Origin of the sequence: Mesorhizobium sp. M1423, from assembly GCF_040317575.1 — a bacterium.
Classification (GTDB): domain Bacteria; phylum Pseudomonadota; class Alphaproteobacteria; order Rhizobiales; family Rhizobiaceae; genus Mesorhizobium.
In genome coordinates this window covers 121,232-132,149 of the sequence record NZ_JAMYKU010000011.1, presented here as the reverse complement: position 1 = coordinate 132,149, position 10,918 = coordinate 121,232, and the positions used below count along the sequence as shown (strand labels likewise).

The 10,918-nt window shown below is 64.1% G+C and carries 10 protein-coding genes; 3 read left to right on the top strand and 7 right to left on the bottom strand.

Annotation, left to right across the window (positions count from 1 at the left end; all coding sequences use genetic code 11):
- Positions 1-112 precede the first annotated feature (112 nt).
- The 7 genes from NKG95_RS16160 to NKG95_RS16130 form a co-directional block, all read right to left on the bottom strand.
- Entirely contained in the window at positions 113-712 is a 600-nt protein-coding gene (locus tag NKG95_RS16160) for a VOC family protein (protein WP_353041477.1), read from the bottom strand.
- A gap of 80 nt (positions 713-792) precedes the next feature.
- Positions 793-1,623: an ATP-binding cassette domain-containing protein gene (locus NKG95_RS16155; RefSeq protein WP_352847044.1), complete on the bottom strand. Its 831-nt coding sequence runs from the start codon at positions 1,621-1,623 to the stop codon at positions 793-795.
- Positions 1,616-2,506, bottom strand: coding sequence for an ABC transporter ATP-binding protein (locus tag NKG95_RS16150; protein WP_353041475.1), 891 nt, complete (start codon positions 2,504-2,506; stop codon positions 1,616-1,618). Before NKG95_RS16150 ends, NKG95_RS16155 begins: the two co-directional genes overlap by 8 nt.
- The gene (locus NKG95_RS16145; protein WP_023717866.1) at positions 2,503-3,351 is read right to left on the bottom strand and encodes an ABC transporter permease; all 849 of its coding nucleotides are present in this window, start codon (positions 3,349-3,351) and stop codon (positions 2,503-2,505) included. Before NKG95_RS16145 ends, NKG95_RS16150 begins: the two co-directional genes overlap by 4 nt.
- Positions 3,344-4,351, bottom strand: coding sequence for an ABC transporter permease (locus NKG95_RS16140; RefSeq protein ID WP_023717865.1), 1,008 nt, complete (start codon positions 4,349-4,351; stop codon positions 3,344-3,346). Before NKG95_RS16140 ends, NKG95_RS16145 begins: the two co-directional genes overlap by 8 nt.
- Before the next feature lie 70 nt (positions 4,352-4,421).
- Positions 4,422-5,948 carry an ABC transporter substrate-binding protein gene (locus NKG95_RS16135; RefSeq protein WP_353041473.1) on the bottom strand — a complete coding sequence of 509 codons (1,527 nt, stop codon included), beginning with the start codon at positions 5,946-5,948 and terminating at the stop codon, positions 4,422-4,424.
- 108 nt (positions 5,949-6,056) lie between these two features.
- Positions 6,057-7,631: a phytoene desaturase family protein gene (locus NKG95_RS16130; RefSeq protein WP_353041471.1), complete on the bottom strand. Its 1,575-nt coding sequence runs from the start codon at positions 7,629-7,631 to the stop codon at positions 6,057-6,059.
- Positions 7,632-7,753: 122 nt separating this feature from the next.
- Between NKG95_RS16130 and NKG95_RS16125 the strand changes: the two genes are divergently transcribed.
- From NKG95_RS16125 to NKG95_RS16115, 3 genes are all read left to right on the top strand, one after another.
- A complete protein-coding gene (locus tag NKG95_RS16125) occupies positions 7,754-8,545 on the top strand; it encodes a cyclase family protein (protein WP_353041469.1) in 792 nt (263 codons plus the stop codon).
- A gap of 311 nt (positions 8,546-8,856) precedes the next feature.
- Positions 8,857-10,428: a phytoene desaturase family protein gene (locus NKG95_RS16120; RefSeq protein WP_353041467.1), complete on the top strand. Its 1,572-nt coding sequence runs from the start codon at positions 8,857-8,859 to the stop codon at positions 10,426-10,428.
- Entirely contained in the window at positions 10,428-10,904 is a 477-nt protein-coding gene (locus tag NKG95_RS16115) for a MarR family winged helix-turn-helix transcriptional regulator (RefSeq protein ID WP_023717860.1), read from the top strand. Before NKG95_RS16120 ends, NKG95_RS16115 begins: the two co-directional genes overlap by 1 nt.
- The last annotated feature ends 14 nt before the right edge of the window (positions 10,905-10,918 follow it).

The window sequence follows — 10,918 nt, the reverse complement described above, 5'->3', positions numbered from 1 at the left end:
GAGTTTACGCCTGAGGAAAATTAATTCAAGCTTGAAGTTTCAAGATTGAAACAATCCGCCCCGGATAACTCGCCTTGCCGGCAGTCGGCTCGGCAGGCCAGGGACTCCCGGGCTATTTTTCCGGGTTCTTCGGGCTCCACAGCACCGTTTCTGCATCCTTTTCATAGGCCATGCCATTGGGATAGCTGATCGCTTCCAACTGCAAGCCCCAAGGGGCCTGGAAGTAAAGGATGGCCTGGCCGGCGGCGGGGCCTTCGGTAACCGGCAGCGGTCCCATTCGCGTCTTGACGCCCTTGCCGTCAAGATAGGCTTTTGCGGCGGCGATGTCGTCGACATAGAAGGCGATATGGAAGCCGCCTATGTCGCTGTTGCGAGGCGTCAGGTCCTTCTGGTCCGGCGCGGTGTATTTGAACAGCTCGATGTTCGACCCGTGTCCGCAGCGGACCAGGGTGATCTCCTCGATCACCGCCTTGGGATCGACGCCCAGCAGATCCTGCATGAATGTGCCCTTGTCGTCGGCGAACGGGCCGAACGACATCGCCTTCTTGCAGCCAACCACTTCGGTGAAGAAATCGACCGCCTGCTGCATCTCGGGGACGGTGACGCCGGTGTGGTCGTGGCCACGCATGCCGGGTATGGAACTGGCGCAAGCGGTGCCGATGCTTCCCAGCACGGTGGCTGCAAGCGTCGCATATCGGATCGCATTCTTCATATCAGTCATCCTCCATAGCGGGACATTTTGCCGGGCGCACGCCCGAGGCCCGCTCTTCGGCGTGCGAATAGGATTGTGCTTCATGCCGGCGCCTTTGGGGCGGGAAGCAGCCAGGCGTCATCGATCTCGGGCAGCGGAATGGCGGCGAGGAGGTCGCGCGTGTAGGCCTGCCGCGGGTGCTCGAACAAAGTATCCGTCGCGCTGGCTTCGACGATCGCGCCTTCGCGCATGACGATCACTTGCCGGCAGAGCCTCCGGATCACCGACAGATCGTGGCTGATAAAGGCAACGGTCAGGCCCATTTCGGCGGCGAGTTTTTCCAGCAACGTCAGGATCTGCGCCTGGGTCGAGACGTCGAGGCCGGAGACGATTTCGTCGGCCAGCACGAATTTCGGCGACAGCGCCAGTGCGCGGGCAATGCCGACGCGCTGGCGCTGGCCGCCCGACAATTCGTGACGGTAGCGGCCGGCAAAGCTCTGCGGCAGGCCGACGCGCTGCAGCGCCTCCGCGACGCGTGCCTTGAGATTGTCGCCAAGCCCGTTCTGTTTGAGGGGTGCTGCAATGATGCTGAAGATGGTGCGGCGCGGGTTGAGCGACGACATCGGATCCTGGAAGATCATCTGCAGATTGCGGCGCAGCGGCCGGAGCTCGGCCTCAGGCAGATGTGTGATGTCGCGGCCGTCGAACATGACGTTGCCGGCACTGGGCTCCAGCAGGCGCACCAGCGCGCGGCCGAGCGTCGATTTGCCGGAGCCGGATTCGCCGACGATGCCGGTCACCGATCCCCTTGGCAGGTCGAAATCCAGGCCTTTCAGGATCTCGGCCAGCGGCGCCCGGCCGATCAGCGGTTTGCGCGTCATATCGGGCAACGCAACCTTCAACCCGCGCACGGAAAACAGCGGCTCAACCATGCGGTCGCCTCCATGCCTGGTCGGCGGCGGCGATCTCCGCGGCCAGCCCGGCCAGTACCTTGTCGTCGACCGGCTTCAGCGAGGCGAACGGATCGGTGTAACGCGGTGTCGCCGCCATCAGCGCCAGCGTATAAGGGTGCTGGGGTGCGGCGAACAGCGCTGCGGTATCGGCCTCTTCCACCACCTTGCCAGCATAGAGCACCGAAACTTTCTGGCTGATCTTGGCAACCACACCGAGATCGTGAGTAACGAACAGGATCGCCGTGCCGTGCTCGCGCTGTAATTGCGCGATCAGCCGCAAGATCTGTTTCTGCACGGTCACGTCGAGCGCGGTCGTCGGCTCGTCGGCGACGATCAGCCTTGGTTCGGCTGCAAACGCCGCGGCGATTAGCACGCGCTGCCGCATGCCGCCGGACAGCTCGTGCGGATAGCATTTGAGCACGCGCTCGGGGTCGCGGATCTGCACCTCGTCCAGCAATTGGCGGATGCGTGCATCGGCCTTCTCACCGCTCCAGCCGAGGATGCGCACCAGCCGGTCGGTCATTTGCGGGCCGATGCGCCGTGACGGATTGAGCGCCGTCAGCGGGTCTTGCGGGATCAGCGCCGTGCGCGCGCCGATCAGGGTGCGCCTTGCCTTGGGTGCCAGCCGGCCCAGATCCTCGCCTTCGAGCAGCATATTGCCTTCGACGATGCGCATGCTCGGTGGCAGCACGCCGAGCACGGCCTTGCCGATCATTGTCTTGCCGGCGCCGCTCTCGCCGACCAGCGCGCGGACTTCTCCGGGCTCGACGGCGAGCGACACCGAGCGCAGCACGCGCAAGCCATTAGGCAGCACCGCGCTAAGGTTGCGTATGTCCAGGCAGGGTTTCGCAGGCGCGTTCATCGCAGCACCGGATCGAAACGCGCCCTGAGGCCCTCGCCGAACTGGCTGAACGACAGCACCGTCAGGATCAGCGTGACCAGCGGGAACACCAGCACCCACCAGGCCTGATGGATCGACAGGCGGCCCTCGGCGATGATGCCGCCCCAGGTCGGGTCGTCTGTCGAGATCGACAGATTGACGAAGGACAGGATCGCCTCGACGATGACGGCAATGCCCATCTCCAGCGACAGCAGCGCCACAATCGACGGCACCACATTGGGCAGCACCTCGCGCAGCATGATGCCGATGCGGCCATAGCCGGCGATGCGGGCGTTCTCGACATAGTCCATGCGCGACTGACCCATGGTCTCGGCGCGGATCACCCGGCAGAAGCGCGTCCAGTCGATGACGGCGATGGCGATGATGACCGAGCTCAAGCCGGTGCCGAGCACGGCGACCAGAAGGATGGCAAACAGCACCGGCGGAAACGCCATCCAGACATCGACGATACGCGAGATGATGCGGTCGGCCCAGCCGCCGAAATAGCCGGCGATCAGGCCGAGCGTCGAGCCGACCAGGCAGGCGGCAAAGGCCGCCGCGAAGGCGACGATGAAGGCGATGCGCGCACCGAAGATCAGCCGTGACAACAGATCGCGGCCGAGGCTGTCGGTGCCGAGCCAGTAGCCGGGCTCGGCACCGCCCAGCCAGAACGGCGGCAGGCGCTCCAGCATCAAATCCTGCGCCAGTGGGTCCTGCGGTGCGACCAGCGGCGCAAAAATTGCGGCCAACAGCGCAATCAGCAGCCAGCCGCCGGCCAGCCACAGGCGGGCGCGCGAGCCATGTCTTGAAATGCGGGCCTCATCCATGGCGCAGCCTCGGATTGAGCAACGCGTACATCATGTCGACGGCAAGGTTGATCAGCACGAACAACAGCGCGAAGACCAGCACGATGCCCTGGATCAGCGGCAGGTCGCGATTGATGACGGCATCGATCGCCATATTGCCGAGACCTTCATAGGAAAACAGCCGTTCGACGATGACCGTGCCGCCGATCAGGAAGGTAAACTGCACGCCGACCAGAGTGAGCGTCGGCAGCGCCGCGTTCTTCAACGCCTCGCGCAGGATGACCTGCGTTTCCGAAAAGCCCTTTACCCGCGCCAGCACGACATAGTCGAGGTCGAGCACTTCCTTCAGCGACTGTTTCAGCAGCTGCGAGATGATCGCGGCCAGCGGCAGCGCCAGCGCGATCGCCGGCATCAGCATGTGTGCCAGCAGGTCCCTGGTCAGGTCGAAGCGCAGTCGCACGATGCTTTCGAACAGATAGAATTGCGTGGCGAAGGGCAGGTCGAGTTGCGGCGACACCCGGCCGGAAATGTCGAACACCGGCACCAGCACGCCGAACAACAAGATCAGCACCAGACCCCACAGGAAATCGGGAATTGAGAGCGCCGCACCACTGGCAATGTCGATGCCGGCCTCGACCGCGGTGCCGCGCTCGCGCGCGCCGAGGATCGCCATCGTGCCGCCGATCGCCACCGCCATCACAAGCGCGACGGAGGCGAGCTCCAGCGTCGCCGGGAGGCGATTGAAGACCAGCCCCAGCACATCCTGCCGCAGTGAGATCGACGTGCCGAAATCGCCTCTGACTACGCCGGACAGCCAGATGAAGAATTGCTGGACGATCGTCTTGTCCAGCCCGTACAGCGCGCGCAGCCGCGCGATGTCGGCATCGGTGGCGCCGGGCGGCAGCATCATCGCGATCGGATCGCCGGGGGCGACGCGGATGACGATAAAGACGACGACGGCCACGCCGAACAGCGTGATCGCCATCGTCAGAAGACGGATCAGGAATCTTTGCAGCAGCATGGTCGCCTGTATGCCTGGCGGAAAAGGCGCGCCGTCGTTGCAGACGGCGCGCGTTAGTCCCGGGCCGATCTCAGGCCGGGCTCATCAGCGCCGGCAACAGCGCGCCCGACACATGCTGCACGACATTGACGCCCTTGGCATGCACGATCGGCTGCGCATACTGGATCAACGGCAGCACATAGGCCTGCTCGGCGATGTATTTGTCGACGGCCTTCCAGCCGGCGATGCGCTTGGCCTCGTCCTTCTCGCCCCATAGCGGGTTGATCATGTCGATCAAGTCCTGGCTGTCCCACACCGAATGCGGGCTCGGGCCATACATGGCAAAGCCGGTCGAAGTGGTGGGGTCGCCGATGGCGTTGCCCCAATTGTAGAAGGCTGCCGGCGCCAGCTTGTCGGCGGCGCGCAGCTCGTAGTGCTTGGCAATTTCGTAGACCTCGATCGTCGCCTCGATGCCGACCTTGCGCCACATGCCGACGATCGCCTGGATCATCTCGTAATCCTTGGGCTTGAAGCCCTTGGTCGTCTGGATCGTGAACTTGACCGGCTTTTCCGGCGAATAGCCGGAGGCGGCCAGCAATTCCTTGGCCTTTTCCGGGTTATGTTCGACCTTGATCGACGCATCGTAGGCAGCGTATTCCGGCGTCTCCAGCGTACCGATCGGCTGGCCGTAGCCGCGCAACAGCCGGTCGACCAGCAGCTTCTTGTCGACCGCCATCACCGCCGCCTGGCGCACGTTCTTGTCCAGCATCACATCGATGTCGTTGAAAAAGATCATGCCGATGTCGGAAACGTTCTTGCACGAGCCGGCAAGCCCGTCCTTGGCGATCAGGCGGTCATATTCCTCATAGGGGATTTCGAGCGTCACCTGCGAGGAACCGGACTCGATCTCGGCGACGCGGCTCGCCGCATCGGTGACGAACTTGATGGTCACGTTTTTGAAGGCCGGCTTGCCACCCCAATAGTTAGGGTTGGCCTTGAGCCGCAGGAAGGCGTTGCGCTCGAATTTGTCGACCATATAGGGCCCGGTGCCGATCGGAGCCTTCTCAAAACCCTCGGCGCCGACCTTCTCGTAATAGGCTTTCGGCATGATGTAGCCGGTCAGGAACGACATCCATTTGAAATACACCGGGTCGAATTGGACGACATCGCCGGTGATCTTGTTGCCGTCGATCTTGAAGTTGTTGACGTTCTTCCAGACGAACTGGATCGGGTTGCCGGTCTTCTCGTCGCCCGCCCGCTGCAGCGACCAGACCACGTCTTCGGCCGTAAATGGCGAGCCGTCATGCCAGGTGACGCCCTCGCGCACCGTCATCGTGATCTTGCTGCGATCTTCGTTCCAGCCCCATTCGGTGAGCAGGCCGGGCGCGAAGGAAAGGTCCGGCTTCTGCGGGATGAACTGGTCGAACACCGATTGGTAAAGGCCCTGGATGGTCGGGTTGACTGCCGAAGGCCCGGTGGTCGGGTCCCAGGACGGCAGGTTGACATTGTAGGCGATGGTCAGTTCGCCGGCAGCCTTGGCGATTTGCGGCAGGCCGAGCGCCGTAGCGCCAAGCGCGGCCGCGCCATATCCGAGCAATTCTCGTCTGTTGATTGTCATGGTCGTTCCCCTGTTGCTTTTATGCGCGGTGTCGTTGTCAATCGGTGGGTTCAGGCTCCTCGGGCAACCGCGCCTTGTCCTCCTTCACCCTAGTTGAAAATTACGGCTTTACCTCCCGCCAAGTTGTTGTGCGAGCATGAAGCCCGAGCCCGCACTAGTGCCGGCGCCCGGCCATGTTGCCGCCCCGGTCAGATGCAGATTGCCGACCGGCGTGTTCCAGCCGGCGTAGCCGCGCGCCGGCCGGAACAGGAAATTCTGCGCCAGATGATGGCTGCCGCAGATCTGGTCGCCGCCGACAAGGTTGGGGTTCTCGCGTTCGAGGTCGATGGGCGAGAACACGGCGCGGCCGAGGATCTTCCGGCGAAGGCCGGGCGCATAGCGCTCGATAATGTCGAGGACGCGCTCGGCGTAGTGCTCCCTAGCCTCGTCCCAGTGAGCCGCCGCGATCGTGCCCGCCGCATCGCTCACAATCTCGGCCGGCAGCATGCGCACCTGCACCCACAGCACATGCTTGCCGTCCGGCGCACGCGAGGGATCGACCGCGGTCGGCTGACCGACGACCAGCACCGGTTCATCCGGCAGCATGCCGGACATCGCCTGCTGATAGGTTCGCGACATGGCATCAAGCGACGGCGACAGATGCACATAGGCGAACTGCCGAAGCTCGGCGCCGGCGCGCCAGTCCGGCAGATCGTCGAGCGCCAGATGGATCATCATCGTCCCCGGCGCATGGCGAAAGTTTTTCATGGCCGTGTCGAAAACGGCGTCGCCCGAACCGTCAGGCAACAGCTTCCCAGTCAGCGCCTTGGGCGCGACACTGGCGATGACGGCCCTGGTGGCGGTGTGGATCTCGCCGGAAGCGAGCCGCACGCCGGTCGCCTTGCCGGCGGACACCGTGATTTCGGCGACGTCAGCCCCAGTGACGATCTTGCCGCCGGCCGCCGTGAGCATGCCCGACAAAGCGCGGATGATGGTGTCGGCGCCGCCCTTGCCGAGCACCATGCCGAAGCACTGGTTGGCCATGGATTCGAGGTAAGGAAACACCGCGCCGCCGGCGATGTCGGGGGCGAAGTCGAGATGCATGCCCCAGGTGGCGAGCGTCGCCCTGACATGCGGCGACTGGAAAGTCTCCTCGAGCCACGCGCGGGGTGAGGAAAGCAGCAGCCGCCCGGTATCGAGCGCGCCGGCAAAACCCTTCTTGCGCCACAGGTTCCAGGCAGTGCCGGCGAGCGCTCGACCGCTCATCGGCGAGCCCAGCAGCCGGAACAGATGCTCGGCCTCGGCCGGGAATGCCGCAACCAAGCGGCGCCATGTGGCGACGTCGATTGCGGAGAAGGCGGCCATTCGTGCAGCGGTCGTTTCCAGATCGCTGCTGACACCGAACCAGCGGCCGTCGGGGAACGCACTGGCAAAACAGTCGGCCACCGGCACGAATTCCAGCCCGTGGGTTTTCAATTCATTTGCATATTTCTTGTGAAAGGCCGAGCCGGCAAAAAGGCTCAGATTCATCGCGCCGAAATCGTGCCGGAAACCCGGCAGCGTGAATTCACGCGTCTGGACGGCGCCGCCAATCGTTGCATCGCGCTCGAAAACGGCAGTTTTCCAGCCTTTGAGCGCCAGATGCGCGGCGCATGCCAGACTGTTGTGGCCTGCCCCGACAAATATGGCGTCGAACTCGCTCACATCCCACCCAACCCATTTCCTTTATGCTTAAAGATAATTGCAGATGCATATGTTTTCGTCTAGTAGGATATTAAGGGCCGCAACGAGCCTTCAGAGTCATCCAAGAAGAGGGAACACAGACCATGGATACGCAACAACTCCTCGGCGAAGTCGCCGGCCAGCTTCTTTCAGGCGCCATCCAGGTGGTCGACCTGACGGCGGCGCTCGGGCCGGACACACCGCTGATCAAGCTGCCGCCGGAACTGGCGGTAGACACGCCGAAGATCGAGATCCACGCCATCTCCGCCTATGACAAGAACGGACCTTGGTGGGCGTGGAACTGGCTCAAACTCGGCGAGCATTCGGGCACGCATTTTGACGCGCCCAATCACTGGATCACCGGTAAGGATTATCCGGACGGCGCCACCGACACCATTCCGGCGCAGAATTTTGTCGGACCCGTCAATGTCATCGACTGTTCGAAGGAAGCGGCCGCCGATCACGATTTCCTGCTCACCGTCGATCACATCAAGGCATGGGAAGCCGAACATGGCGTTATCAACGCGGGCGAGTGGGTGGTGATGCGCACCGACTGGTATAAGCGCAACGGCTCGGAAGCCGAGTTCCTCAACGCCAATGAGACCGGTCCTCACACGCCCGGCCCGACCGCGGAAGCCATCCAGTATCTGATCGGCAAGGACATCAAGGGCTGGGGCAGCGAGACGATCGGCACCGATGCCGGCAAGGCCGGCGGCATGGAGCCGCCATTCCCGGCGCACAGCCTGATGCACAAGGCCAATCGCTACGGCCTCGCCAGCCTGTGCAACCTCGACCGGCTGCCGCCGAAAGGCGCGATCCTGATCGCCGCACCACTCAAAATCGAGCACGGCACCGGCAGCCCGATCCGCGCGTTGGCGTTGGTGCCAAGGCAATAGGGTAGCTGCGGTCTTCGGGAGAAGATCATGTGCGCAGGCAGCGTTGTAGTGACGAATTGGGAGCGGCAGCCTTGCAAAGCTGGGGCTCTACGGCGCCCCCCTCTGTCCTGCCGGACATCTCCCCCACTTGGAGGGAGATTGGCAGTTTCGGCGCCCCGCTCATTCCTGCGACGTTGGAGAGTGGCGAAGGCCGCGGTGACAGCCGATCTCCCCCCAAGTGGGGGAGATGTCCGGCAGGACAGAGGGGGGCGCGAAGGAACGCCAACCCGCGCAAATGAATTCCACCTTCCGCTCACCGGGAGCACGCATCGATGAGCGCTCCTGATCACATCATCGTCGGCAGCGGCATCAACGCGCTGGTCTGCGCCGCGATGCTTGGCGGCAAGGGGGCGAAGGTGCTGGTGCTCGAGCGCAACGACCGCATCGGCGGCTGCATGCGCACAGAAGAAATCACCGCGCCCGGCTTCATCCACGACGTGATGGCGACGACCTTCGTTCTGTTCATCACCTCGCCGGCCTATGCGGCGCTGGGCAAGGATCTGGCGCGGCACGGGCTGGAGTTCTGCAACACCTCCACGCCGACCGGCGTGCTGCGTCCGGATGGCAGCCATGCCATCCTGCGCACCGATCGCGCCGCCAATGTCGCGGCGGCCAATGCGCTTGCCGCGGGCGACGGCGACCGGCACGGCAGCGATGTCGGCGAGATCGAGCGCAATGCCGGCCTCCTGTTCGGGCTGCTCGGCGGCAGCCTGTGGTCCTACCCGACGGCCAGGCTGCTGGCGGGCGAAGCCTGGCGGCGCGGCCCGCGCGGCCTTGCCGCCTTTGTCGGCGACGCGCTGGTGCCGGCGCGCGGTTGGCTGGAAAGCACCTACCAGTCGGAAACCATGCGCGCGCTGTGGGCGCCCTGGGTGCTGCATGCCGGCCTCGGGCCCGAAGATGCGTTCTCCGGCCAGATCGCCAGGGTCATCGCCTTCGCGCTTGAGGCGGCCGGCGCGCCGATCGTCAAGGGTGGTGCTGGGAAGCTGCTGTCCGCATTTGAAGCGCTAATCAGGGAACGTGGCGGCGAAATCCGCACCGGCGCCGACGTTGCCTCCATCGTCCAGAGCGGAGGCCGCGCCACCGGTGTGCGGCTGGCTTCGGGCGAGACGGTCACGGCGAAGAAGAGCGTTATCTGCTCGGTCACGCCGACCCAGCTCTACGAGCGGCTGCTCGGTGACGCGGCCCCGAAAGCCGACGTCGAGGCGGCGCAAAAATACCGCTACGGCAAGGGCAATTTCCAGATCCACTATGCCTTGGACAAGCCGCCGGCATGGCGCGGCGAGGGCCTGGACAAGGTCGCGCTGCTGCATCTGACGCCGGGGCTCGACGGCGTCTCGAAGGCCTGCAACGAGGCCGTGCGCGGCATGCTGCCGGAGGTGCCGACCATTTGCGTCGGCCAGCCGCACGCGCTCGACCCGTCGCGCTGTCCAGACGGCAAGGCGATCCTGTGGCTTCAACTTCCCGAGGCGCCTCGCAATATCAAGGGTGATGCGGCCGGCAAGCTCGAGACGCCTGCGGATGGCCGCTGGACCGAGGCGCTGCGCGAAGCCTATGCCGACCGTGCCGAAGCGATCCTCGCCAGCCATATCGAAGGATTCAAGGACAGCGTCATCGCACGTCGCGCCTATTCGCCGGCCGACCTGGAAGCGATGAACATCAATCTGGTCGGCGGCGATCCCTATGGCGGCTCCTCGACTATTGACCAGTCGTTCCTGTGGCGGCCGTTCAATCCGAGCCGCAATCACGCCACCGGAGTCAAGGGACTCTACCATATCGGCGCCTCGACCCATCCGGGGGCTGGCTTGGGCGGCGGCTCCGGTTTTCTCCTGGCGGGGAGGCTGTGATGGAACAGAAGGTTGTGCGCCAGCGCATCTCGACTTTGGGCCAGATCGGCCTGCAGCAATTCGCGCCCTATCTGATGAACCGCATCATGGGCCGCTACAATGCCACCTTGCGCGACAATTTCCGCAAGCAGGGCCTGACCATTCCGCAGGTGAGGACGCTGGCCGTCCTGTCGGTCACCGATGGCGTCACCGTCAACGATCTGTCGGTCTATACCGTCATCGAGCAGTCGACCTTGAGCCGCACGCTCGACACGCTGGAGGGACAAGGGTTTGTGCGGCGCGAGCAGGGGGTTACCGACAGCCGTATCCGCCATGTGTTCCTGACCGACGATGGCCGCGCCGAATTCGCGCGCGCCTGGCCGGCCATGCACGACGCTTTCGAGACGATGTTCGACGACATCGACGATGCCGAATACGCGGCGCTGATCGCGACGCTGCAAAAGATGCTGAAGAACATTCGCAAGCACGACATCTGATGTTACGCGCCGCC

Bases quoted from the DNA above. Each gene is read 5' to 3' on its own strand.
- NKG95_RS16140 (WP_023717865.1), bottom strand. From the start codon at position 4,351: ATGCTGCTGCAAAGATTCCTGATCCGTCTTCTGACGATGGCGATCACG.
- NKG95_RS16120 (WP_353041467.1), top strand. From the start codon at position 8,857: ATGAGCGCTCCTGATCACATCATCGTCGGCAGCGGCATCAACGCGCTG.
- NKG95_RS16125 (WP_353041469.1), top strand. From the start codon at position 7,754: ATGGATACGCAACAACTCCTCGGCGAAGTCGCCGGCCAGCTTCTTTCA.
- NKG95_RS16160 (WP_353041477.1), bottom strand. From the start codon at position 712: ATGAAGAATGCGATCCGATATGCGACGCTTGCAGCCACCGTGCTGGGA.
- NKG95_RS16145 (WP_023717866.1), bottom strand. From the start codon at position 3,351: ATGGATGAGGCCCGCATTTCAAGACATGGCTCGCGCGCCCGCCTGTGG.
- NKG95_RS16150 (WP_353041475.1), bottom strand. From the start codon at position 2,506: ATGAACGCGCCTGCGAAACCCTGCCTGGACATACGCAACCTTAGCGCG.
- NKG95_RS16155 (WP_352847044.1), bottom strand. From the start codon at position 1,623: ATGGTTGAGCCGCTGTTTTCCGTGCGCGGGTTGAAGGTTGCGTTGCCC.
- NKG95_RS16115 (WP_023717860.1), top strand. From the start codon at position 10,428: ATGGAACAGAAGGTTGTGCGCCAGCGCATCTCGACTTTGGGCCAGATC.
- NKG95_RS16135 (WP_353041473.1), bottom strand. From the start codon at position 5,948: ATGACAATCAACAGACGAGAATTGCTCGGATATGGCGCGGCCGCGCTT.